Origin of the sequence: Halomonas sp. KM-1 (genome assembly GCF_000246875.1) — a bacterium.
In the GTDB taxonomy this organism is placed as follows: domain Bacteria; phylum Pseudomonadota; class Gammaproteobacteria; order Pseudomonadales; family Halomonadaceae; genus Halomonas; species Halomonas aerodenitrificans.
Map to the genome: position 1 here is coordinate 150,030 of NZ_BAEU01000110.1, position 23,653 is coordinate 173,682.

Below are 23,653 nucleotides of genomic sequence, written 5' to 3' on the forward strand. Positions count from 1 at the left end.
AGCGTGGCCTGAGGAACTCCGGTATCATGCGTTGCTTTGCCGATATCGGGCACAGGATGCCGGCAGGCCCAACTACCGTCAGCGGGGAATCGTGAAAAAGAAGCGACCGACACTTCAGGACATCGCCGACCGGGTCGGGGCGACCAAGATGACGGTCAGTCGTTGTCTGCGCGATCCGGCGACGGTTTCCGAGGGCCTGCGTGAGCGCATCTTCAGCGTGGCGGAGCAGGTCGGCTACATCCCCAATCGGGCGCCCGACCTGCTTTCGCGTGCCACCAGCCACTCCATCGGCCTGCTGGTGCCGTCGCTCTCCAATCAGGTATTTGCCGACGTGCTAGTGGGTATCGAGGAGGTGACCGAGCCGCTGGGCTACCACCTGATGCTGGCGCACTACGGTTACAGCCCGGAGCTGGAAGAGCGCAGCCTGGCATCGCTACTCTCCTACAACGTTGACGGGCTGATCCTCTCCGATAGCCACCACACCGCGCGCACCTGCCGCATGCTGGAAACCGCGGGCATTCCCACGGTCGAGATCATGGACTCGCTGAGCAAGCCGCTGCATCAGGCGGTGGGCTACGACAACGTACGTGCTGCCTACGACATGATCAGCGAGATGATTCGCCAAGGTCGTCGGCGCATCGTCTATCTCGCCGTGCGCCTCGACCAGCGTACGCGCCAGCGGGAAGAGGGGTATCGACGGGCCATGGCAGAGCACAGGCTCGAACCGCTCACGTTGCATCGCAGCCAGCGCTCCTCCTACAGCGTGGGGGCGGCGCTGCTCAACGAGATTCTCGTCGAGCACCCGGAAACCGACGGTATCTTCTGCACCAACGACGACGTGGCGGTGGGGGCCTACTTCGAGTGTCTGCGTCAGGGGGTGGCGGTACCCGAGCGAATGGCCATTGCCGGTTTCCACGGCCACGACGTGGGTCAGGTGATGTCGCCGCGGCTGGCCAGCGTGATCACGCCGCGGCGGGATATCGGCAGACGCGCTGCCACCGAACTGATGGCTAGAATCCAGGGCAAGGCGCTGGAGGAGGCCGTGATCGATCTGGGGTATAGGATCGAGCCCGGCATGACGCTTTAGCCCCGCTTCCCCTAGGCTGTGTCGTTTTGCTCGGGTTGGCGCGCCATCAGCGTGATCTCGACGTTGGAGCCGCCGCTCAGGCGTGGCGATTCGGTGCAGGTGCGGGCGGGGTAGCGCTTGTTCTCGAAGAATTCGGCGTAGGCCGCGTCCATGGTGTGGATGGTATCCAGATTGGTCAGGTGAACGTCTACCCGTACCACGTCGGCCATCGAGGCGCCGGCATATTCCAGCATGCGTGAGAGGCGGCGCATCACCCAGCGGGTCTCCTCGGCGATATCACCCAACACGGCTTCGCCGCCCTGGATGTCGGTCACCGTCAGGCCGGAAAGGAAGATGTAGTGGCCGTCCAGCACGATATGGCTGCCGGGAAAGATCGGAATGGCGAGCGTCGGGTCGTTGCGGAAACGGTGCATGGCGCTGCCCCTGGCTGCGATGGCGTTCCCTCATTGTGGTTGCATCTGTCAGAGGTGCAAGGCGCTTGCCTTCGTTGCATGCCTGGCCGATGCTATCGACTGAAGTATGCTGCGACGCAGTATTTTCCTTCATTCGATCAGGGCGACGCGCATGGACGGTCAGGAACCACAGTCAGGCAACGGCTACATCGAGAACCGGACCTTCGACGAGATCGAGGTAGGCGATACGGCTGCACTGGAGAAACGCCTGACGCTGGATGACATCAAGCTCTTTGCGATCATGTCCGGCGACATCAACCCGGCCCACCTGGACGATGATTTCGCCAAGAGTACCCGCTTTCAGGAAGTCATCGCTCATGGCATGTGGGGCGGGGCGCTGATCTCCACCGTGCTCGGCACCGAACTGCCTGGGCCCGGTACTCTTTACCTGGGCCAGACCCTGCGCTTTCGCAAGCCGGTGAGGCTCGGCGACGTGCTGCGAGTGAGCGTGCGCGCCCAGGCCAAGGACGAAGCGCAAAAGCGCATCACCTTCGACTGTCTGTGCACCAACCAGAACGGTGAAACCGTGATCGAAGGACAGGCGGAGGTGCAGGCGCCGACAGAAAAGATACGCCGGCCGCGCACCGTGCTGCCGCGGGTACGGCTGGCCGAGCGGGCGCACCTGCACGAGATGCTCAGTGCCGCCGAGCATCCCGCGCCGGTGAGCATGGCCGTGGTGCATCCGGTGGATGAGGTCTCGATCATGGGCGCCTACGAATCGGCACGCCAGGGGCTCATTCGCCCGGTGCTGGTGGGGCCCAAGGCCAAAGTGCATGCCGCCGCCGAGGCTGCCGGTGTCGATATCGCCGAGTTCGAACTGGTCGACGTGCCCCATAGCCATGCCGCCGCGGCCGAGGCAGTGGCCATGACTCGGGCGGGCCGGGTGGAGGCGCTGATGAAAGGGGCGCTGCACACCGACGAGCTGTTGCACGAAGTGGTCAAGCGTGACACCGGCCTGCGCACCGAGCGCTGCCTGAGCCACGTGATGGCCTTCGACGTGCCGACCTACCCCCGCCCGCTGTTTATCACCGATGCGGCGATCAACATCTATCCGACCCTGGCGCACAAGAAGGACATCGTGCAGAACGCCATCGATCTGGCACATGCGGTCGGGCTCACTTCGCCCAGAGTGGCGATTTTGTCGGCGGTGGAGACGGTCAACCCAAAAATTGCCTCGACCGTGGAAGCCGCGGCCCTGTGCAAGATGGCGGAGCGTGGGCAGATCCGCGGCGGGGTGCTCGACGGTCCGCTGGCCTTCGACAACGCGGTTTCCGAGGCGGCCGCGGCGGCCAAGGGGATCGACTCGCCGGTGGCGGGGCGCGCCGACATCCTGGTGGCACCCGATCTCGAGTCGGCCAACATGCTGATGAAGCAGCTCACCTACCTGGCCGACGCCACCGGCGCCGGGCTGGTAGTCGGCGCGCGGGTACCGATCGTGCTCACCAGCCGCGCCGATGACGCCATCACGCGCATGGCCTCCTGTGCCCTGGCGCTGCTGGTTTCCGAGCAGCAGAAGAGGGCACGGGCATGAGCGGCGAGATCCTGGCCGTGAACAGCGGCTCCTCGAGCCTCAAGTTTGCCCTGTTCGATGCCGCCAGCACTGCCAGCCCCATGGCCATGCAGGTGCGCTACCGCGGCCAGTTCTCGGGCCTCGGCAGTCGGGCTCGGGCCGAGCTGCAGGCTGGATTCGGTACCGAGCTGAATGAAGAGCAAGACGCCGCGCTTTACGACGTACCGGCAGCGCTGGACCACGCAGGAGCGTTGGAACGCCTGCTGCAATGGGTCGAGGACAACCCGGCATTGGGCGACATTCGCGCCGTGGGCCACCGCATCGTGCATGGCGGCGCCCGCTACCGCGAACCGCTGCGCCTGAATGCCGAATCCTTTGCCGCTCTGGAGGCGCTGAACGAGCTGGCGCCACTGCATCAGCCGCATGGCCTGGCGCCCGTTCGCGCGTTGATCGGCCTGCGTCCGGGGTTGCCCCAGTTCGCCTGCTTCGACACCGCCTTTCATGCCACTCAGCCGGCAGTAGCGCAGACCTTTCCGCTGCCGCGTCGTTTTCGCGAGCAGGGCGTGATCCGCTACGGCTTTCATGGGCTCTCCTTCGACTACGTCAGTCGTGCACTGAGCGCTGAGCGGCAGCGTGGTCAGGCGCTACCGGGCGGGCGCGTGGTCATTGCCCACTTGGGTAACGGGGCCAGTCTGTGTGCGCTGCGCGACGGCAAGAGCGTGGCCGCCACCACCGGGTTCACCGCCGTGGAAGGGCTGATGATGGGCACCCGCAGCGGCAGCCTCGACCCTGGCCTGGTGCTGCATCTGATTCTGCATGAGGGCATGAGCGCCGAGGCCGTGCAGCGGCTGCTCTACAAGGAGTCGGGTTTGCTTGGGGTGTCCGGTATCAGCGGCGACATGCGTGAACTGCTGGCCAGCGAGGCGCCTGAAGCCGCCGAGGCCATTGCGCTGTTCGTCTATCGCATCGTGCGCGAGATCGGCAGCCTGGCGGCGGCCCTGGGTGGGCTCGACCATTTCGTCTTCACCGCCGGCATCGGCGAGCGCGCCGCTCCGATCCGCGCTGCCGTGGCGCAGGGCTGCGAATGGCTCGGCGCGCGCCTCGACGACGCGGCCAATGCCGCGAATGCCCTCGATATCGCCGGACCGGACAGCCGGCTCGGGCTGTGGGTCATACCCACCGACGAAGAGCGCATGATCGCCTGGTACACCGCCACCGAGCTGGCGCGGCGGACCTGATCCGCACTATCGACCGCACCTCTATATATCGCTTCATCGGCTTCATCGGCTTCTCAGCCAAGGGCCGGCTTTCAAGCCGGCCTTGACGCCGCTTGCGTACGTCCTATTCTGAATAGACCGGTCGGTCTAGGAGAGAGAATGGCACTCAACACCAAGGAGCAACTGCTCGAAGTCGGGCTATCGATGCTGCTCAAGCACGGTTACAACGATTTGGGCATTCAGGCACTGCTGGAGGCAACGGGCGTACCCAAGGGGTCCTTCTATCATCACTTCGGCAGCAAGGAGGACTTCGCCCTGCAGGTCGTCGATCGGTACATGCAGGAGGTGCATCAGGGGCTGGAAGCCGCCTTGCAGGACCAGACGCTGCAACCGTTGGATCGGGCACGACGCTTCTTCGAGCTATCGCGGGAGAAGTACCGTCAAGACGGTCACCTGGGCTGCATGCTCGGAGCTTTGGGGCAGGAACTTTCCGGCGTGAATCCGACCTTCGCGCGCAAGATCGAGAACTGTTTCTCCGTGGTGACGCGACATATTGCGGAGTGCCTGGAAGAGGCAAGACAGCAGGGCCAACTGGCGCCCGATGCCGACCCCGTGGAGCTGGCCAACCTGCTGCTGAACTGCTGGGAGGGGGCTGCCTTGCGCAGCCGTTTACTCAGAGATCCGGCACCGCTCGATCGAATGCTGGATTTCTATTTTGCAGCGGCGACTCGTGACGCTTGAACGTGCCGGGTTGCCGGTGCTCACACTCAAGCTGATGGAGGTGGATCATGACAACAACAATGACGACGCCGACAACGACAAAGGCAGGCTATCGACTCGAGGGCACGATGCTGGAGATCTGCTCGTGCTCCGCGCCCTGTCCATGCTTTCTCGGTGAAGACCCCGACGGTAACGAATGCCATGGCGTGATCGCCTTCAAGCTGGAAAAGGGGCAGGCCAGGGGCGTCGATGTATCCGGTTTGACTCTCATGAACGTGGCGTACATACCGGGCAATGCGTTGGCTGGCGGCTGGCGTTCGGTCAACTTGATCGACAGCGCCGCAGACGATGAGCAGTACGAAGCGCTGCTGGACGCCTTCGGTGGCAAGCTGGGTGGGCCGCTGGCCGACCTTGCAGGCCTGGTAGGTGAGATCGTGGCCGTGGAGCGTGTGCCGATCGTGCATGAGGCCCAGCAGGTGGAAGGGCGCTTGATCGCACAGGGCAGGGTCGAGGCGGAGCTTGCCCCGATCCAATCCTCACCGGACGGAACTACGGCCACGATGCATGACAGTGCCTTCACCACGGTCAAGGGTGCCCCGGCCTATCTCGGTAAGTCGCGGCGCTATCGGGTCAGCATGCCGCAGCATGGCATGAGCTGGACTCACGACGGGCAGAATGCCATCCAGACCGCCTGGAAGATGGAGTTCGAGCCGTGAGTGCCGTGCTCGAGCGGCAGGCGAACCGAATTGCCACTGCCACGCCCCTGTTGCTGGGCATCATTGTCCTGGCGTGGCTGTTGGCCATCGTGGCCGAGCTGACCGGCAGGGTGCAGTGGGTGCATCATCACCAGCTGCTCGTCGACGACATGACGCTATGGAGCAGCCTGATCCTGTTCCTGCTCGCCTGGCAGCTGCACATCGCGGCCATGATGTTGCCGTCCTCCCTGCCCATGATCGGCCTGTTCCGTCAGGCGGCAGCCGGCCAACCTCATCCGGGGGTAGCGCGGGTCTGCTTCTTGGGTGGCTATCTGCTCGTGTGGACCATGTTCGGTGTGTTGGCCCTGCTGGGTGACACGCTGCTGGGGATGGCTCTTTCAGACTGGCACTGGTTGATGCGTCGACCTGAATGGCTGATGGGAGCCGTGCTGGTGCTGGCCGGGGCCTTTCAGTTCACCTCACTCAAGTCGCGATGCCTGGATAAGTGCCGCCAGCCACGCTCCTTCCTGCTGGCGCATTACCGTCGAGGGTGGGGCGGGGCCATGGCGCTCGGCGTCCGGCATGGGCTGTTCTGCCTGGGGTGTTGCTGGGCGCTCATGCTGGTGATGTTCGTGGTCGGCATTGCCAACCTGGCGTGGATGGCGCCCCTGGCTGCGCTCATGATTTACGAGAAGATCGGCCGCCATGGAGACAGGCTGGTGCGACCGGCCGGCACGGCCCTGATCCTGCTGGGTGCACTGGTGTTCATCGGCCCGGCGTGGATGCCGACCCTGGTGCACATGCATTGATGAACCTGCACTGATGAACATGGATTGAAAGGAAGTTCGCGGTGGCTCCTGCCGTGCAGGAGCCGCCGTGCCATGCCGGGGAATGCTACAGCGTCTGCCAGGGAGCGGCTGGGGGCTCGGCGAGCAGTTCGACTAGTGTGTCCAGCGCCTGGGTCAGTGCCTCCCGCGACACGGCGGCGCTGAGGCACAGCCGCAGTGCCTGGGGCGCCGGTTCGCTGCCTACGCAGAAGGGCTCTGCGCTGCTGACCAGCACGTTACGCTGCGCCAGGGCCGCCGTCAGGATGGCGCTGCGCTGTCCTTCGGGTAACGGCAGCCACAGATTGTTGCCGTGTGCCCGTCCACCTAGGGAGTATCCGACAAGTCGTTCTCGTGCCAGCCGCTGGCGTGCTCCCAGCTCTTCGATCAGCCAGTCGAGCAGCACGCGGCTGTCGTCGCTGGCGACCCAGCGGCACACCGCCTCGACCATCAAGGGCGGCACCATCCAGCTCTGAGCGCGCAGCGCCGTCCCCAAGCGTTCACGCAGCATGGCGGGCGCCAGCAGGGTACCGATGCGCAGTCCCCCGGCCAGTACCTTGGAGGTGCTGAAGATGAACAGCGTGCGTTCCGGTGCCAGGCGATAGAGCGGGGTGCCCCGCTCCACGGCGGGCAGGTACTGCACACCATCCTCGACGATCCAGAAGTCATGGCGATGGGCCAGTGCCGCCAGTCGTTCGCGGCGGCTCTCGCTCAGCGGCGTACCGGTCGGGTTGTTCTGATCGGGGGTGACGTAGACCAGCCGCGGTGGCTGCTGCTGGGCGCAGAGCCGGGCGAGGGCATCGACGTCCATGCCGTGCTCGTCCATCGGCACGCCAAGCAGCTTGAGGTGCGCCTGGCTGGCAGCGCTGATCAACCCGGGGTAGGTCAACACGTCCGCGGCAATGCGCTCGCCCGGGCGTGTCAGCGCCTGCAGGGCTAGGCTGATACCGTGCTGCCCGCCCTGGGTGACCAGCAGCGACTCGGCCTCGGCGGGCATGCCGAGTTCGGTCATCCAGGCCGCCAGCCGTTCGCGGTGCTCCGGCACGCCGCGATCCGACTGGTATTCGACCGCACGCTGCAGCAGCGGCTCCTCGACGGCGATCTCCTGCAGTACGCGCCCCAGCGAGGCGGCCCGCAGCGGATGCGGCGGGGGCAGGCTCAGGCTGAGGTCGATGAGGCCGTCTTCGGCGGGGCGACTGGCGAGAAAGTACTGGCCCGACGGTGCTTCGTTGCCGCGCACGTAAGTGCCGCTTCCCACGCGGGCCACGACCCGGCCCTGGCGCTCGGCTTCGGCATAGGCGCGGGTCACGGTGCCCACCGTAACGCCAAGCCGGTCGGCCAGCTGGCGCTGCGGCGGCAGCTTCTGACCCGGAGCGAGCTCGCCGGTCTGAATCGCCAGGGCGATGGCATCGGCAATCACCCGGTAGCGCACGCCCTCGGAAGGGAGCTGAGGAACCCATATTGTCATGGTGACAATAAAACCTTTGACGCCAATATTGGCAGGATTATGCTGGAAATTGTGCGCACAATCCAAGCGGAAATCAAAAATTGTATGGGTGCAAATGCAATGGAAGCTTTGGCGTTACTCGGGCCGGCGGCCCTCTACATGATCTCGATGACCATCACTCCCGGGCCCAACAACGTGATGCTCACGGCCTCGGGAGCCAACTACGGCTTCATGCGCACCTTGCCGCACATCTTCGGCATTCTGGGCGGCTGCTTCCTGCTGTTCGCCGGCATTGCCCTGGGGTTGGGGCTGATCTTCGAGCGCTACCCGGCGGTGCAGACGGTGCTACGGGTCATCGGCAGTGCCTACCTGCTCTATCTGGCGTGGAAGATTGCCACCGCGCCGCCGCCCGATTTTCGCCTGGAGGGCGAAGGGCGACCCTTGAGCTTCTGGCAGGCGGCGGCGTTTCAGTTCGCCAATCCCAAGGCCTGGGTCATGGGATTGGCGCTGATGGCAGGGTTTCTGCCGGAAGGCGGTAACCTGGTGATCAACGCACTGATGCTGGCGGCCTTCGCCGAGCTGGTCGGTCTGCCCTGCATCGCCCTGTGGGCCGGATTCGGCGTGGCCATCGGGCGCTGGCTCGACACGCCCCGCGCCTGGCGAATCTTCAACTGGACCATGGGGGGGCTGACCGCCGCCTGCGTCTACTTCATCCTGGCCTGATCGAGGGGGTAACCGTGGTTACAGGAAATCGGTCAGCTCCTCCGGGCTCATGTTGCCGCCAGTGATCACCACCACCACATCGCCTTCGGGGGGCAGTGCGACCGCCCCTTCGAGCAGGGCGGCCACACCCACGGCCGCGCCCGGTTCTGCCAGCAGCTTGGCCTGGTAGAGCAGATGGCGCATGGCGCGGCCGATGGCATCGTCGTCCACTTGCAGCAGTGTCTGGGTCGTTTTACGGCATACGGGGTAGGTGTGCTCACCAACGATGGCGGCGCCCAGGCTCTTGGCGCAGGTAGCGACCCGTGCCAGGCGCTCAGGCGCGCCGGCCGACCAGGCCGCGGCCATGCTGGCGGCCCCGCTGGGTTCCACGCCGATCAAGGCAAGCTCGGGCTTCAGTGCTGCGGCGGCCGAACCGATACCGGCGATCAAGCCGCCGCCACCCACCGGGCACAGGATGGCGGTAGCCTCGGGTGCCTGTTCGAGAATCTCCAGCCCCACCGTGCCCTGGCCGGCGATGATGCGCTCGTCGTCGTAGGGGTGCACCAGGGTCAGGCCGCGCTCCGCTACCAGCTTGCGCATCAGCTCCCAGGCTTGGTTGATGTCGCCGTGCAGAATCACCTCGGCGCCGAGCTTGCGGCTGCCTTCCACCTTGAACACGCTGGCGTTCTCGGGCATCACGATTGTCACCGGCACACCAGCCTCGCCGGCCGCCCAGGCGAGCCCCAAGGCGTGATTGCCCGCCGAGACCGCTCCCAGCCCGCCGGCCAACTCCGCATCGCCGGCGCTGCGCAACCAGTTGAGCCCACCGCGAGGCTTGAACGAGCCGGTGCGCTGAAACAGCTCCCCCTTGAGCCAGATGCGCCGCCCGAACTGCTCGGACAGCACATGGTCGAGCAGCAGCGGCGTGGGCGGCAGGCTGTCGGCGATACGGCGCTGGGCTTCCAGAATACGTTCAAGCGGTAGCATGGAAGACTCCTACAGCAGGTTGTAGAGCATGGTGAAAAGACTGATGCCGGTAATGATGAAAGCGATGATGGAGAGCAGGCCGTCCCGGGCCATGATGGCTAGCCCGAACAGGGTCAGCGCCACGCCGGCAATGTTGACCGTCAGCGGTACGAGTTCCATGGGGGGCATGGCGATGGAGAGCACGAAACAGGTTACGGCGATCACACGTATGGCGAAGTCGCCGGTCATGAACGAGATGCGATGGTAGACCAGGCGGTCGATCATTCGAGATGGCTTGCGCATCCAGCCCAGACCCTTGTGAACCTTGTCGCTTGAAAGCTGGCGATTTCGCAGCCAAGCCGGTAGCCAAAAGGTGCGTCGGCCGACCAGTAACTGAGCGCATACCAGAAAGGTAAACATGCCCATCAGTGAAGGCACCCCGGGAATCCCGCTGATGACCGGTGCCAAGGTCACCAGGCCGGCCAGCAACAGCAGGGGGCCGAAGGAGCGACGTCCGATCGCCTCCAGTACGGCATCGAAACGCAGCTTGCCCGAAGGGGTTTCGATCGCTTCGATGGTCTCGATCAGTTCGATCAGATTGTGCGGCTCTCTGGGCTCATCCTCGGTGTCTCCCTTGGATACTGCCATAGTCTCCTCGCTGCCTGGGTCCAGGGCCGCCTCAAGGGCGGCGCCTCATACAGCATAGCTTCGCTATCGCTCAGGCCCAGCGCGGATCGGCGGTGAACGCCACCGTGAACCAGCGTCGCTCCGGGGGTGGGCTCAGCTTCGCGGCGATCTCCTCGCGTATTTCGTCCAGAGCGGCGATGCCCCGCTCGGCGGCAAACTCAGGCGTGGTGACGATATGGATCTCGATGTAATGCCCGCGCCCGGCCTTGGCCACGTGGCTGAAGTATTCGAGCAGTCCTTCACGCTGCATCACCGGCGCCATGGCGGCGTGCACTTCACGGTCGATGTTGCTGGGAGCGATCAGCAGGATCTCGCGCAGCGCACGGCGCACGATACCGATGGGCACCGGCATGAAGCAGACCGTGAGGATCACCAGGAGCAGCGAATCGATGTAGCGGGTCAGGTGTTCCCACTCGGTGCCCTGCAGCAGCAGGCCGATGCTGAAAGCCACCAGCAGCGAGGTGGTGATGAGCGCGGCCATCAGCCAGCCCTGCATGTCGATCCGCACGAACTCCGACTGCGCCCGGCGGTTGATGCGGCGCTGGTAGAAGACCATGGCGTAGCACATGGTGGCGACTACCACGGCGTAGCCGATGGCCACGTCGAAGGCCAGCGGCTGGCCGCCCTCCATCAGCCCCTGGAGCGCATTGAGGAAGGCGTAGAAGCACAGCAGCATCAGAATGCTGCCGTTGAGTGCCGCCACCAGCGGCTCCAGGTGCCAATAGCCGTGCTGAAAGCGCTGGCTGGCTTCGCGCACCGCCAGCCTTGCCACCAGCAGGGCGAGCGCCGACATGGCGGCGTCGATGGTAGAGAACACCCCGTCGAACAGGATCGACTGTGAGCCGGCCAGCAGCCCGAACGTCACCCCCAGGCTGGAGACCACGAGGGTGACGACGATGGAGATCTTGAGCGCCCGCTGCTCGAGAGAGGCTTGCATGATGGTTCCTCGAAACGCAAAACCTCTCATGCTAACCGAGCCGGGAGAAAGAGGGGAGAGGGAGGGCAACTAGGCGTGTGAAAGAGGCTAAAGGTGAGGAAGCGGCTAAAGGTGTGGAAGCGACGGCGCCTGCTTCACCACCCCAAACGCAAAGCTGGTATCGATGGAGCCGATGCCGGGGATGGTGTGCAGGGTGTCGCGCATGAAGCGCTCGTAGTCCTCGAGGCTGGCTGCCACTACCCGCAGTTGGTAGTCGCGCTGCCCCGTCAGCACGAAGCAGTCGATGATCTCGTCGATCTCCCGCACCCTGCGCTCGAACTTGGCCACCGTCTCGGTATCGTGGCGGGCCAGCGAGATGCGGGTGAAGACGGTTAGGGGATAGCCGTAGCGTTTCTGATCGATGATTGCCGTGTAGCCGCGTATCACACCCTGCTCCTCGAGCCGCCGGACCCGCCGCAGGCAGGGGGAGGGAGAGAGATTGACCCGCTGGGCCAGGTCCTGATTGCTCAGACGCCCATCGAGCTGGAGCTCATGCAGGATCTTGCGGTCGATCTTGTCCATGACTGAGCCTTTTATTGGAATATTATTGCCAAAAACTAGCTAAACGAGGCAGAGAACGAAAGCAAATTCTCTTGATACGGGCATAGCATGACAAGACAACAAGCGACATTCCTCACCGTGGAGTCGAGTCATGCAGCATTCTCAGCAGGGCTGTTATCACCAAGAACAGGGCTTCGCCACGCGAGCCATTCATGCCGGCTACGACAGCCGGGACGAGCAGGGGGCGCTGACACCGCCCGTGCATCTGACCTCTACTTTCACCTTCGAGAGTGTCGAGCAGGGCGCCGAACGCTTTGCCGGCGAAGCTCCCGGCCATTTCTACTCCCGGATTTCCAATCCCACGGTGGCCACTCTGGAACAGCGCATGGCCAACCTGGAGGGTGCCGAGGCCGGCCTGGCCACCGCCTCGGGCATGGGGGCCATCACCGCGCTGATGTGGAGCCTGCTGCGCCCCGGGGATGAGCTGATTACGGACAGCCATCTATACGGCTGTACGCATGCCTTCTTTCATCACGGCCTGACCGAGTTCGGCATTCGGGTCAAGCACGTGGACCTCTCCCGACCGGAGGCGTTGGAAGCGGCAATCGGCGAGCGCATCAAGCTCGTCTACTTCGAGACGCCGGCCAACCCCACCATGCGTCTGGTGGACATCGAGGCGGTGAGCCGCATCGCGCACCGGCACGGCGCGCGCGTGGTGGTGGACAACACCTACGCCACCCCCGTCATCACTCGGCCTATCGAGCGGGGCGCGGATTTCGTGGTCCACTCCGCCACCAAGTACCTGGGCGGCCACGGCGATTTGATCGCTGGCATGCTGGTGGGCAGCGAGGAGGAGATGCACCGGGTGCGTCTCACCGGACTGAAGGACTTCACCGGCGCGGTGATGTCGCCCTTCACCGCCTTTCTGATCATGCGCGGCCTGAAGACGCTCGAAATCCGCATGCAGCGGCAATCTGCCTCGGCGCTCGAGGTGGCCCGCTGGCTGGAGCGGCATCCGGCGGTCGAGCGCGTCCATTACCCCGGGCTTACCAGCTTTCCGCAGCATGAGCTGGCGCGGCGGCAGATGAGCGATTTCGGCGGCATCATCGCCTTCGAACTCGCCGGTGGTCTGGTGGCAGGGCGCCGCTTCATGAACCGCCTCGAACTGATTCAGCGAGCCGTATCGCTGGGCGACGCGGAAAGCCTGATCCAGCATCCGGCCAGCATGACCCACTCGGTACTGAGCCCCGAAGAGCGTGCCGAGCATGGGATTTCCGAAACGCTGATCCGCCTTTCCGTGGGACTTGAAACGCCGTCGGACATACAAGCGGATCTGGCCCAGGCGCTGGAGGCCAGGACGTAATCGGGATAGACAAAAGTCGTAATTTTGGACTTTTGGCTAAAATCTGCCGCTTGGCTGCCGATGAAAACTTTATATCTGGAGGTTTCACAAAGTTCTACGACCCATGGGAGCGGTACGATGAAGCATCTTTCCATCAAGTGGAGCCTGACGGCAGCCCTGGCCGCGCTGGTGCTGATGATCGGACTGATCAGTGGGTTGGCGTTCTATTCCAACAGCACCAGTGAAGCCGCCCTGCACGAGCTGGCGGAAACCAATGCTCAGCTCTCCAACCTGGCCAACCGCGCCCAGGTCAACGTACTGCGTGCGCAAACCTTCCTCGATCGCTATGCCGCGCACAGCGCCCAGGGCAACCCCGACCTCGGCCGCGAGAATCAGGAAATGGCCGTGGCGGCGGTAGAGACCGCGCAGGAGCGTTTCGCCGAGTTTCGGCAGATTGCCATCGCGCCTGACGATACCCGCGCGCCATACGTGGCAGCCATTGCCGAAGCATACGATGCCTACGTCAATGAAGGGCTGGTGCCGCTACTGGATGCCGCTCCCTTCCTCGTACAGCGCCGACAGGACCAGTTGGCCGAACTGGGGGCAGGCCTGGACGATGCCATGGAGGCCTTCATTGCCTACAGCGATCAGCGTGGCGCCGTTGCCATCGCACAAGTGAAAACCCTGAGCAATCGCATCGGGGCGACTGCCCTCGGTCTGTTGATCGTGGCCTTGGCCGCCGCTTTCTTCATTCGCCTCGCCATGATGCGGGCGGTCGTGACACCCCTGCGTGAAGCCATTGCCCACTTCGAGCGTATCGCCGATGGCGACCTGACGGCACGTATCGAAGACCGGGGCCGCAACGAGATCGGCCAGCTCTACGGTGCCTTGGGGCGCATGCAGGAGAAGCTCAAGACGCTGGTGGTATCGCTGCGGCAAAGCAGTGAATTCGTCTTCACCGGCGCCGGAGAGATCGCCTCGGGCAGCCAGGACCTATCGTCGCGTACCGAGGAGCAGGCTGCTGCCCTGCAGCAGACGGCCTCCAGCATGGAGGAAATGGCCTCCACGGTGAGCAAGAATACCGACACCGCCGTCGAGGCCGACCGGCTTGCCGCTTCGGCTTCGAAAACCGCCGAGGCGGGGGGCGAAGAGGTGGAGCGCACCGTCAAGCTGATGCGCGAGATTTCCGAGAGTGCCAAACGTATCAACGAGATCATCGGCGTGATCGATTCCATTGCCTTCCAGACCAACATCCTGGCGCTCAATGCCTCGGTCGAGGCGGCGCGGGCGGGCGAGCAGGGTCGCGGCTTCGCCGTGGTGGCAAGCGAGGTCCGCTCCCTGGCCAGCCGCAGTGCGGAGTCGGCCAGAGAGATTCGCACCCTGATCGAAGCCACTACCAGCCAGATTGGCACCGGTGCCGAGCAGGCCGAGCGCAGCGGTGAAACCATCAATGCCACCGTCGACTCGATTCGGCAGGTCACCGCGCTGATGGCCGAGATTTCCACCGCGACACGAGAGCAGAACAGCGGCATCGAGCAGATCAATGCTGCGCTCACCGAGATGGATTCCGTCACCCAGCAGAATGCCTCTCTGGTCCAGCAGACGAGTGCCGCCGCTGCCTCGTTGGAGCAGCAGGCCAGCAGTCTGGCGGGATTGATTGCCACCTTCCGCGTCGACGAACATGCCGTCTCGGCCACTGCCGCGGCTCAGCCGCGTGAGCGTCACCCGGAGCAGGGCGAAACGACGCAAGGGCCTGCCGAGAAGCGTCAGTCCGTCAAACTGGTCGATCCCAAGCCAGGGGCACGTCGGCGCTCCACCGTAGAGGAGGACTGGAGCGAGTTCTAACCGCTTCTCGCCGTTGGTGAGTCGGAAGCTTCGAGTTAACTGCTGTAAATTTTTGTGAGAACAAAGGCTTGTCATAAGTTGCGCGACTAGACTGCGAACCAGGATGGATAGCAGAAGGAGTGCAACATGACGAAGGATTCGACATCCAACAGCCTGCCTCAAGCCACCACAGGCGAAACGTTGGCGGTGATGGGCGATGTCTTCGTACCCAACATCGCCAAAGGGGTGATCATTCGCCGGCCCAAGGTGGTGGGAGTGGCGGAAAAACTTGGCCTCGATGCGAGAGCCATTAGCCGCCTGAAATCGCTCAACGAGAAGTACGGCCCGGGCCCGCTGATGCTGAACACGCCCGAGGGCAAGCCGATGGCGTTGATTCTCGACCCCGACCACGCCAATCGGGTGCTCAACGAAACTCCCGAGCCGTTCGCTACTGCCGAATGGGCCAAGCGCAAGGCGCTCGAGCACTTCGAGCCCGATATGGCGTTGGTTTCTCACGGTCCCGAACGGGCCGAGCGCCGTCGTTTCAACGAAAAGGTGCTGCACAGCGAGTGCCCGGTGCACGGCCTGGGGGCTCGTTTCGTGCAAGTGGTCGAGCAAGAGGCCGGCGAGCTGCTCACCCAGGTCGAACGGCATGAGAACAAGCTCGACTGGGACATGTTCGAAGCGACCTGGAATCGCGTGGTACGCCGTGTGGTACTGGGCGATACCGCCCGCGACGACCATGCCCTGACGGAGATGTTGGAGAAGCTGCGTTCCGCTGCCAACTGGGCCTTCTTCCACCCGGGCCACGACCGCGTGAAGGACGACTTTCTCGAGCGAATCCGCACCTACCTGAAGCGTGGGGAAGAGGGCAGCCTGGCAGGGGAGATCGCCCGCACGCCGACCAACGAGACCACTCAGCCCGAACATCAGGTGCCACAGTACCTGTTCGCCTTCGACCCCGCGGGTATGGCTACTTTCCGCGCCCTGGCGCTGCTTGCCGCTCACCCCAATCAGGCCGAGCGGGCCCAGGCCGAGATAGCCGAGAATGCCGGTAACCCCGCCCCCAAACTCGACTTTCTGCGAGCCTGTCTGCTCGAGTCGCTGCGGCTATGGCCCACCACGCCCATGGTGCTGCGCCAGACCACCGAGGAGACCGAGTGGGAGAACGGCACCATGCCGGCCGAAACGTCGATACTCATCCTGGCGCCCTATTTCCATCGCGATGATCGCCACCTGGATGAAGCCGATCGCTTCAACCCCGACCTCTGGCTGAAGCCTGATGCCGTTGGCGACTGGCCGCTGATCCCCTTCAGCGGCGGTACCGGCATCTGCCCGGGGCGCCGCGTGGTGCTGACGGTGACCAGCCACATGCTAGCCAAGCTGTTGCAAGGCCGAGAGTTCCAGTTGAACCCACCGACGCGCCTGCTCAGCAGCAAACCGATGCCGCCGCTGCTCAACAACTACGACCTGGAGTTCAAGGTCGGCGGCAGACAGTGAACATCTAGATAGAGAATGTGGGTACCACTCAGCAGTGACACCGTGCTACCACAGCATGAGGGGTGCGGTGTCGCTCAACTGAGGGCTCGCTGCTTGCGCCGCTCGCTCTTGTCGTCGTACATGCGCTCGTCGGCCAGGGCAAGCACTTCCTGGGCAGGCACCTCGGTGGAGCTGGCACTACCGAGGCTCAAGCGTAGCTCCAGCGTCAGTTGCTTGCCGTCGGCCGTGGTGATGCTGCAGCGTTGGCCTTCGATATGCGTTCTGATCAGGCTGGCCAGGCGATTCGCGGCCGTGAGGTCCGCAGAAGGAAACAGGACGACGAATTCGTCACCGCCGTATCGCGCCAGGATGTCACTGGCGCGGCAGTGGACTTGCAGGCGCTCGGCCACCGTGGTGATGAGCTGATCGCCCGCTACATGACCGTAGCGGTCGTTCACCGCCTTGAGTCCGTCGACATCCATCATCAACACGGCAAAATTCAGGCTTGGCGTCTGCCCCTTACCCTGGATGCTCAACTGCAAGGCCGATTCGAAGAAGCCACGGTTGTAGAGCCCTGTCAGCCCGTCGCGCTCCGCCGTTTTCTTCAGCGCGAGGTGCAGCAGCTTGTTCTCGGTGGCGGCCGCCAACTGGTCGACGAAAAGGGGCAGCATGCGCTCCAGCCGGTCATCCAGCATGGGGGCACGCACGATCAACCAGCCATCGTACAGGCTTAGCCGGCCCGCCATCGAGGTAGCATAAAGCTGTTCGCCGACACTCTGCTCGCGTAGCTTGACCACACTTTCCTGCCGATCATGGAGCGTTGCCAGCAGGCCGCCCAGCCGTCGCTCATCCTCGACGCCGAGCTGCAGACCGGCCACGGCGGCGTAGCGTGTCACTTCGGGCCGACTGCGCTCCTGCAGGAACACGGCGAATCCGTACTCGGGGAAATCGGCATGCAGGTGTTTCAGGGAGTCGTCCAGCAGCATATGAATGTTCGAGGCGCTGTTGGCAACGCCGCCCAGTTCGAGCAGGGCGTGGAAGACCCGGTTCTGGAACTTGGTCTCGCGCATGCTGCGACCGAGCTGACGATTTTGCCCGTACATCACGTAGGCAATGGCCAGAAAATAGACCACGGCGCCGGCTCCCTGATAGATGTCCAGCCCGGTGCTGACGTAAGGCCGAATCTCGAAGCCGGACAACGCGCTCCAGCCCAGGGCGCCGCCGGCGAACAGTGACATGGAGACCAGCATGCGGCGCGGGCCGGCTACCACCATGTTGTTCATGAAGCAGGCGAGTGCGATGGACAGTGTGGCCAGCACGTAAAAATCCAGCACGCTGCACCACACACCAAACAGCAGGCTGTCGCACAGCAGATTCTTGAACTCGGCTCGCTTCGAATCCTGGGCTTGGGCCGCGTGCAGGTAGGCCATCGCCGGCCATAGCAGCAGGAGCAGCCCCGGTAGAATCAGCGACCAGCCGCGGCCTTCCGCGAGCGCGATCCATACTGTAAGGCCGAAGGTGTGGAGAAAGGCAAAGGCACGGGGAGGCAGCGTTGCCAGGGCGAGTCGATGAGGACGCCTGGCACCGAGCAACTTGTGAGAGTAGGCCTTGGATGTCAGCAAGATCTCAGTCTATTTTGAAGGCCGAACGGATGAGACGGCGCTAGCACATTGAGCCCGGGCGTCTCGTACGAATTTCCATTAGCCTAGCATTAGTGAAAGCAGTAGACAGTACCCATCAATGGGATCGTTCGTATTCAGGCCAACGCCCTTTATCGTGTGAGTGTGAAGATGTGGCTGTGGCGCATCGAGTGTGGCAAGGCGCTACACTGTGGTGAGCTGCCAGTAAGGAAACTCATCATGACGACTCCCACCAAGCCGCTGTTCTGGCGCGATGCGCGCATGCCCCACGTGGAGCTGCGCAAGGTAGAGGATGGGCGCAAGGTCTGTTACGCGCCACACAGTCATACCCAATGGTCGCTGGGGGCGATCACCGCGGGGGAGAGTACCTTCCGCTACCGGGACGACCGCCATCACGTGCGGGCCGGCACCCTGGTCATGATGAACCCCGGCTGGATGCACGCCTGCAGCGCCATCGAGGACCGACCCTGGGGCTACCTGATGCTCTACGTGGATGCCGAGTGGCTGACCGCGTTGCGTTACCAGGCAGGGTTGCTGGAGGCACAGCACTGGCAGGACATCGCTACCGCGGTGATCGACGAGAACGAGTGGTACATGGGGTACTGCCGCATGGCGGCCTGCCTGCTGGATACGAACCGCGACCTGCTCGACAAGCAGACCGAAGTGGTGGAATACCTCTCAGCGTTGATGCACCGACTAGCCGGCCAACCGGCGCGACCGATAGCCCGGGCGCCGGCCACGCTGAAGGCTTTGGCCGCTTATCTGGACGAGCACGCAAGCGAGGACATATCGCTGGACGACTTGTGCGAGCGCAGCGGCTACAGCGCCGGCCATCTGATACGCGCCTTCAAGCGTCATTTTGGGTTCACGCCTCACGCCTATCTGGTCAATCGGCGCATCCAGCTCGGCCAGCATGCCTTGAAGAACGGCACTCCCATTGCCGAAGCGGCACTGAATGCGGGCTTTGCCGACCAGCCGCACTTTCAGCGCACCTTCAAGCGCATGGTCGCCGCCACGCCGCAGCAGTATCGGCAGTCCTCACTCGAGCAATAGGTTCTCACTCGATGAATAGCCCTCACTCAAGCAAAAGATAGAGGCAGCTGGCAGCAAGCAGCAGCGCGAGGGTACGGTTGATCGTCACCAGTACCGTCGGGCGATGCACGTAGCGGCGCAGAAAGGCGCCGGCATAGACCCAACTGCCCAGCGACAGCCAGCAGATCGGCAGATAGAGGGCGGCGAACAGCAACACCTGGTTCAGATCGCTGCCGCTGGTGTAGGCGCCGATGCCCGACGCCGACGCCAGCCACGCCTTGGGGTTGAGCCACTGCATCAGGGCTCCCGTCATGAATCCCGGTGCCCGCTGGGCCTCGTTCTCGGGCAGGCGGCCATCGTCGCGAAACAGCCGCCAGCTCAGGTAGAGCAGAAACGCCACGCCGGCCCAACGCAGCGCCTGGGTGAGACCCGGCACCAGTGCCAGTGCCGAATAGAGGCCCAGGCCCACGGCAACGAAGAGCACAATGAAGCCCAGGGTGGCGCCAGTGACGAACACCAACCCCTGGGAAAGCGGATAGCGCGTACCGCTGCTCAGGCATACCAGGTTTACCGGCCCGGGCGAGATCGAAGCCGCAAGGGCAAACGCCGACATCGGCAGAATCATGGCAAGGCTCATCGTCATCCTCCTGGGTGGCAATGGCCTGAGTCTGCCGCTGCGGCGCGGTGCGGTATTGAAGGAAATTGATACGGGATCAAGTCAGCGGCTACCGGTCAGAGCGGCCGGTAGCCTGAAGAGTGGTGACTACTTGCCCAGCGCCTCCAGCAGCAGCTTGGCCGTAGGCTCCGACGAGGGCGGGTTCTGCCCGGTGATCAACTTGCCGTCCTGGCGGGCATATGGGGTGAACACATCCGCCTTGGAGTAGTGGGCGCCACCCTCCTGAAGGGCGTTCTCCACCAGATGGGGTACGACGTCGGTAAGGCCGACCGCCGCCTCCTCGTCATTGCTGAAGCCGGTGACCTGACGGCCACGGATGATCGGATTGCCATCGGGATCGCGGGCATGGATCAGCACGATGGGTGCGTGGCAAACGGCAGCCACCGGCTTCTGCTGCGCCCAGAAGGTCTCGACCAGGCGGATCGAGTCCGCATCGTCGACCAGATCCCAGAGCGGGCCGTGGCCGCCGGGGTAGAAGATGGCGTCGAAGTCGTCGGCGCTGACCTCGCTCAGCTTGTGCGTATTGGCCAGGGCCTGCTGGGCCTTGTCGTCCTGCTGGAAGCGACGGGTCGCTTCGGTCTGGCTCTCCTCGGCGTCGCTCTTCGGGTCCAGCGGCGGCTTGCCGCCCTTGGGCGATGCCAGTACTACCTCGGCGCCGGCATCCACGCAGACATAGTAGGGGGCTGCCAGCTCCTCCAGCCAGAAGCCGGTGGGCTCGCCGGTATCGCCGAGGCGGTCGTGGGAGGTCAGGACCATCAGAATGCGTGGGCTCATGAGGCTCTCCTTTACTTGATGCCGGTGGGCAACCGGGTCCATGGTGGTTTAAAAGGCTATACAGGAGCGTAGCGTGTCTATCGTCGCGAGCCTAATAGCATGCGGTAATGACCAAAGAGGCGTTGCCCTCGCTCCGCACGGCTGTCAATGGTGTCGCAGGCTGTCGGATTCAAGGTTCCCTAATGGCTGATGAAATGGATACCAACAACACCCTTGGTGCTTTGAGCGATCCCCAATCAAAGTGTATTGATTTCTTTAGGAAAAACGGCTGCGTAAAAGCCGTGACTGATACCTTGGAAGTGACGATCAACTTCCATCCTGATCGTTTGACGTCAACAGGCATGCCTTTGCTGGCAGCGATTATCAGCGATGGTGTGCTGAAATCTCAGTTCGAAACGCGCACCAGTAATGGGGGGCTCACTGCCTTTCCAGGCGGTGCGCGGTGGGTATGGGAAAGCCGTGCATTCAGAGGCGCTTACGATAGCTGTGAGCCTTCCGCACGACCGAAGTATGGCGCTTTGAACTACAAGAAGCTTGGCTCTGGAGGCTCTCCTCGCTTCGGCTCCTCGTATTTCAAGCTCAAACCGACATTGCTGGATAGGGTGACATTTTGTTACCCGGAAAGTTTTTTTGGCCCCAGAGGCTACGGGGCGGGACGCCATGTAGGGCACTTGATTGAAATGGCGGATGCTGACGAAAGAGATCCTCTCGATCACTATATCGAAGCGCATGTTCATGGAGTGATTGATATCCATGAAGACATCCAGGCGGTGGTCCTGGATCCGAGTTACAAGAATACCGAGGTGCAGAAGTTGGCCAATGAGTTGCCGTTTGCAACCTCGTGGCACGCAGGATTTCGATTGTCGACTGAAACCATGAGCCAGCATCCTGGCTTTCGAGGACAAGAGATAGTCAGGGTTGGCCAGGAAATCGCAGTCGATGGCTGGCTGACACCAGAAATCATAGGAAGGGCGGTTAACGAGGAAGTCATGGATGCTCAGAAGTTGAAAAAAGTCTGGCACTATCTGGCTCGCTTCGGAGACCAGAACCTGTAAACGCCAGTGGACCCGACATGCAGCCAAGGAGGAAAACATGTTGCTCGAAGGTTCCTGCCACTGTGGTGCGGTTCGTTTCAGCGTCGAATCGCCGCATCCGTATCCTTATCAGCGCTGTTACTGCTCCATCTGTCGCAAGACCGCTGGCGGGGGCGGCTACGCCATCAACCTGAGCGGGCTCGCCGAAACGCTGCAGGTCGAGGGAGCGGAGCATCAGGGTGTTTATCATGCCGTGATCGATGGCCAAAAGAGCTCCGGTGAGCGCCACTTCTGCAAACAGTGCGCCTCGGCGCTATGGGTCTTCGATCCCAACTGGCCCGAGCTGGTACATCCGTTTGCGTCGGCTATCGACACCGAGCTGCCGGTGCCGCCGGAGCGGGTCCATCTGCTGCTGGACAGAAAGGCCGCCTGGGTGGAGGTCGAGGCGAAGGAGGGCGACCAGTGCTTTGCCGGCTATCCCGAGGAGAGCATCGCCGAGTGGCATCAGCGCCGAGGGTTGGAAATGCCTTGAGCGTTTCGGTCAGGCAGGCTCACTTTCGCCCCAGGTTGTCGATGCGGCCTTTTCTCAGCACCTTCAGCAGGCCGGTGCGGCACGCTCTGAACAGAGGATAGAGCCGTGCCGTGCGCTCGGGGCTGGCAAACAGCCGGTACATCAGGCGATTGAAAAGGCCGCTGCGGGTCCCGAGCAGCGTAAGGCGGTGCAGAGCTTCGCTGCCGTGATACCAGCGTTCGCCTATCTGCAGGGCAAAACCTTCGTCCAGGTCGAAGCCCATGGCGGTGAGTTCGCGGCGCGCCTCACTGTCTTGCCTGGCATCGATCAGTTCGAGTTCGCCGACGTCATGGCGAATGCGCTGCCAGCGTACGTAACGCCGGCACATCGGGCACTCGCCGTCGTACACCAGGCGCAGGCGGCGGTTCGAGGGAGCCGGCACATTCGAATCATCCGCTGACGGCATCTTGCTATTCCTTTCTTAGGATTAAGGCGCTGCGTGCCAATACGCAGCTTGCCTCGTAGTACGGCTTAGTAGACCTCACTTGTCATCGGACTCGTTGGTGCGTACTCCAAAGTAGCTACGATACGCTGCCGGCGTCACTCCGACCTGCTTGAGGAAGGTGCGATGCAGGGCATCCAGGCCGGAAAATCCCGACCGGTCGGCAATGCGAGCCAAGGGCCAGCGGGTCGTCTCGAGCAGCGTCTTGGCACGCTCCACACGCACCTGCTTGACGAATTGAGCGGGGGTTTCCCCGAGCTCGGCACGAAATCTGCGCACGAAGGTACGTTCGCTCATGCCGACCCGTGCCGACATGGCGGGCACGCTGAGGTCGCCTCTAGGATCGTCGACGATCTGTGCAACGAGTGGAGCCAGGCGTGAGCTGGCGGCGCCCTGTGCTCGCAATGCCACGCTGAACTGGGCCTGCGTACCCGGGCGGCGCATGAACAGTACGAGATCGCGCGCCACGTTCAGTGCTACCTGGGCGCCGCAATCATCCTCGACCAGGGCCAGGCAGAGGTCCAGTCCCGTGGTCACGCCGGCAGAGGTATAGAAGGGCGGTTCGGCTGTGTAGATGGCGTCTCGGTCCACTTCGATATCCGGCCACATCGCTTGCAGCGTATCGCATGCCGACCAATGCGTTGCCGCCCGCCGGCCCTTCAGCAATCCGGCCGCTGCAAGGACGAAAGCGCCGGTACAAACGCTGGCCAGCCGGCGAAACGAATCGGCTCGCTGCTGCAGCCAGTCGAGCAGTTCACCCTCTGCTGCAACCTTGCGCAGTCCCGCCTCGTCACCGCCGGCAACGATCAGCGTATCCACAGAGTTCGGCAGTGCCGACAAGGGCTCGGTTCCGGCGATGCGCAATCCTGCGTTGGAAACGATATCTCCGCCTCGCGGTGATGCCAGCAGCACCCGGTAGGCGGGCGATCCGGCAGGGCAATAGGTGTTGGCCTTGGAAAAGACTTCCATGGGGCCAACGAGATCGAGGGCCTGAATGCCATCGAAGCCCAGGATGACGATGGTGCGAAGCGTCGGGGATGGAGTCTGCATTGGCT

At 63.3% G+C, this 23,653-nt stretch carries 24 protein-coding genes; 13 read left to right on the forward strand and 11 right to left on the reverse strand.

Annotated features, from left to right (window positions below; translation table 11 throughout):
- Positions 1 to 91: 91 nt before the first annotated feature.
- Positions 92 to 1,087, forward strand: coding sequence for a substrate-binding domain-containing protein (locus B8115_RS12345; RefSeq protein WP_026038088.1), 996 nt, complete (start codon positions 92 to 94; stop codon positions 1,085 to 1,087).
- An 11-nt stretch (positions 1,088 to 1,098) separates the two neighbouring features.
- On the opposite strand, the gene B8115_RS12350 is transcribed toward B8115_RS12345, so the two are convergent.
- The gene (locus B8115_RS12350; RefSeq protein WP_010628115.1) at positions 1,099 to 1,500 is read right to left on the reverse strand and encodes a RidA family protein; all 402 of its coding nucleotides are present in this window, start codon (positions 1,498 to 1,500) and stop codon (positions 1,099 to 1,101) included.
- 151 nt (positions 1,501 to 1,651) lie between these two features.
- On the opposite strand from B8115_RS12350, the gene B8115_RS12355 reads away from it, so the two are divergent.
- The 5 genes from B8115_RS12355 (at position 1,652) to B8115_RS12375 (ending at position 6,490) form a co-directional block, all read left to right on the forward strand.
- A complete protein-coding gene (locus B8115_RS12355) occupies positions 1,652 to 3,070 on the forward strand; it encodes a bifunctional enoyl-CoA hydratase/phosphate acetyltransferase (protein ID WP_010628116.1) in 1,419 nt (472 codons plus the stop codon).
- On the forward strand, positions 3,067 to 4,287 hold the full coding sequence (locus B8115_RS12360; protein ID WP_010628117.1) for an acetate/propionate family kinase: 1,221 nt from the start codon (positions 3,067 to 3,069) through the stop codon (positions 4,285 to 4,287). The genes B8115_RS12355 and B8115_RS12360 overlap by 4 nt, the downstream gene beginning before the upstream one ends.
- A 138-nt stretch (positions 4,288 to 4,425) precedes the next feature.
- Entirely contained in the window at positions 4,426 to 5,007 is a 582-nt protein-coding gene (locus tag B8115_RS12365; protein WP_010628118.1) for a TetR/AcrR family transcriptional regulator, read from the forward strand.
- A 47-nt stretch (positions 5,008 to 5,054) separates the two neighbouring features.
- Positions 5,055 to 5,702, forward strand: a complete 648-nt coding sequence (locus B8115_RS12370; protein WP_083861833.1) for a DUF1326 domain-containing protein — start codon at positions 5,055 to 5,057, stop codon at positions 5,700 to 5,702.
- A complete protein-coding gene (locus B8115_RS12375; protein WP_010628120.1) occupies positions 5,699 to 6,490 on the forward strand; it encodes a DUF2182 domain-containing protein in 792 nt (263 codons plus the stop codon). Before B8115_RS12370 ends, B8115_RS12375 begins: the two co-directional genes overlap by 4 nt.
- Positions 6,491 to 6,575: 85 nt before the next feature.
- On the opposite strand, the gene B8115_RS12380 is transcribed toward B8115_RS12375, so the two are convergent.
- The gene (locus B8115_RS12380; RefSeq protein ID WP_010628121.1) at positions 6,576 to 7,973 is read right to left on the reverse strand and encodes a PLP-dependent aminotransferase family protein; all 1,398 of its coding nucleotides are present in this window, start codon (positions 7,971 to 7,973) and stop codon (positions 6,576 to 6,578) included.
- A 99-nt stretch (positions 7,974 to 8,072) separates the two neighbouring features.
- Here B8115_RS12380 and B8115_RS12385 point away from each other — a divergent pair, with 99 nt between their 5' ends.
- A complete protein-coding gene (locus B8115_RS12385) occupies positions 8,073 to 8,675 on the forward strand; it encodes a LysE family translocator (RefSeq protein ID WP_010628122.1) in 603 nt (200 codons plus the stop codon).
- 18 nt (positions 8,676 to 8,693) lie between these two features.
- Here the strand turns inward: B8115_RS12385 and B8115_RS12390 are convergent, their stop codons facing one another.
- The 4 genes from B8115_RS12390 to B8115_RS12405 form a co-directional block, all read right to left on the reverse strand.
- Complete coding sequence (locus B8115_RS12390) at positions 8,694 to 9,641, reverse strand: threonine/serine dehydratase (RefSeq protein WP_010628123.1); 948 nt, start codon at positions 9,639 to 9,641, stop codon at positions 8,694 to 8,696.
- Positions 9,642 to 9,650: 9 nt separating this feature from the next.
- Positions 9,651 to 10,268 carry an exopolysaccharide biosynthesis protein gene (locus B8115_RS12395; protein ID WP_010628124.1) on the reverse strand — a complete coding sequence of 206 codons (618 nt, stop codon included), beginning with the start codon at positions 10,266 to 10,268 and terminating at the stop codon, positions 9,651 to 9,653.
- A gap of 70 nt (positions 10,269 to 10,338) precedes the next feature.
- Positions 10,339 to 11,244 carry a cation diffusion facilitator family transporter gene (locus B8115_RS12400; RefSeq protein WP_010628125.1) on the reverse strand — a complete coding sequence of 302 codons (906 nt, stop codon included), beginning with the start codon at positions 11,242 to 11,244 and terminating at the stop codon, positions 10,339 to 10,341.
- A gap of 105 nt (positions 11,245 to 11,349) precedes the next feature.
- Positions 11,350 to 11,805, reverse strand: coding sequence for an Lrp/AsnC family transcriptional regulator (locus B8115_RS12405; RefSeq protein WP_010628126.1), 456 nt, complete (start codon positions 11,803 to 11,805; stop codon positions 11,350 to 11,352).
- 130 nt (positions 11,806 to 11,935) lie between these two features.
- Here B8115_RS12405 and B8115_RS12410 point away from each other — a divergent pair, with 130 nt between their 5' ends.
- The 3 genes from B8115_RS12410 to B8115_RS12420 all read left to right on the forward strand — a co-directional run bounded on the left by B8115_RS12410 (position 11,936) and on the right by B8115_RS12420 (position 16,450).
- Complete coding sequence (locus tag B8115_RS12410; protein ID WP_010628127.1) at positions 11,936 to 13,147, forward strand: methionine gamma-lyase; 1,212 nt, start codon at positions 11,936 to 11,938, stop codon at positions 13,145 to 13,147.
- A 117-nt stretch (positions 13,148 to 13,264) separates the two neighbouring features.
- Complete coding sequence (locus B8115_RS12415) at positions 13,265 to 14,971, forward strand: methyl-accepting chemotaxis protein (RefSeq protein WP_010628128.1); 1,707 nt, start codon at positions 13,265 to 13,267, stop codon at positions 14,969 to 14,971.
- Between the two features lie 126 nt (positions 14,972 to 15,097).
- Complete coding sequence (locus B8115_RS12420; RefSeq protein WP_010628129.1) at positions 15,098 to 16,450, forward strand: cytochrome P450; 1,353 nt, start codon at positions 15,098 to 15,100, stop codon at positions 16,448 to 16,450.
- A 74-nt stretch (positions 16,451 to 16,524) separates the two neighbouring features.
- Here the strand turns inward: B8115_RS12420 and B8115_RS12425 are convergent, their stop codons facing one another.
- Complete coding sequence (locus tag B8115_RS12425; RefSeq protein ID WP_010628130.1) at positions 16,525 to 18,051, reverse strand: GGDEF domain-containing protein; 1,527 nt, start codon at positions 18,049 to 18,051, stop codon at positions 16,525 to 16,527.
- Positions 18,052 to 18,288: 237 nt separating this feature from the next.
- On the opposite strand from B8115_RS12425, the gene B8115_RS12430 reads away from it, so the two are divergent.
- Positions 18,289 to 19,122 carry an AraC family transcriptional regulator gene (locus B8115_RS12430; RefSeq protein WP_010628131.1) on the forward strand — a complete coding sequence of 278 codons (834 nt, stop codon included), beginning with the start codon at positions 18,289 to 18,291 and terminating at the stop codon, positions 19,120 to 19,122.
- 22 nt (positions 19,123 to 19,144) lie between these two features.
- On the opposite strand, the gene B8115_RS12435 is transcribed toward B8115_RS12430, so the two are convergent.
- Both B8115_RS12435 and B8115_RS12440 read right to left on the reverse strand, forming a co-directional pair.
- Positions 19,145 to 19,738, reverse strand: coding sequence for a LysE family translocator (locus B8115_RS12435; RefSeq protein WP_010628132.1), 594 nt, complete (start codon positions 19,736 to 19,738; stop codon positions 19,145 to 19,147).
- A gap of 126 nt (positions 19,739 to 19,864) precedes the next feature.
- Complete coding sequence (locus B8115_RS12440; protein ID WP_010628133.1) at positions 19,865 to 20,551, reverse strand: type 1 glutamine amidotransferase domain-containing protein; 687 nt, start codon at positions 20,549 to 20,551, stop codon at positions 19,865 to 19,867.
- A 182-nt stretch (positions 20,552 to 20,733) separates the two neighbouring features.
- On the opposite strand from B8115_RS12440, the gene B8115_RS12445 reads away from it, so the two are divergent.
- Both B8115_RS12445 and B8115_RS12450 read left to right on the forward strand, forming a co-directional pair.
- Entirely contained in the window at positions 20,734 to 21,606 is an 873-nt protein-coding gene (locus tag B8115_RS12445) for a DUF3626 domain-containing protein (RefSeq protein ID WP_202949083.1), read from the forward strand.
- A gap of 37 nt (positions 21,607 to 21,643) precedes the next feature.
- Entirely contained in the window at positions 21,644 to 22,117 is a 474-nt protein-coding gene (locus B8115_RS12450) for a GFA family protein (RefSeq protein ID WP_010628135.1), read from the forward strand.
- Between the two features lie 19 nt (positions 22,118 to 22,136).
- Here the strand turns inward: B8115_RS12450 and B8115_RS12455 are convergent, their stop codons facing one another.
- Together B8115_RS12455 and B8115_RS12460 are read right to left on the reverse strand one after the other, a co-directional pair.
- On the reverse strand, positions 22,137 to 22,562 hold the full coding sequence (locus tag B8115_RS12455) for a DCC1-like thiol-disulfide oxidoreductase family protein (RefSeq protein WP_010628136.1): 426 nt from the start codon (positions 22,560 to 22,562) through the stop codon (positions 22,137 to 22,139).
- A gap of 75 nt (positions 22,563 to 22,637) precedes the next feature.
- A complete protein-coding gene (locus B8115_RS12460; protein ID WP_010628137.1) occupies positions 22,638 to 23,648 on the reverse strand; it encodes a GlxA family transcriptional regulator in 1,011 nt (336 codons plus the stop codon).
- Positions 23,649 to 23,653 lie beyond the last annotated feature (5 nt).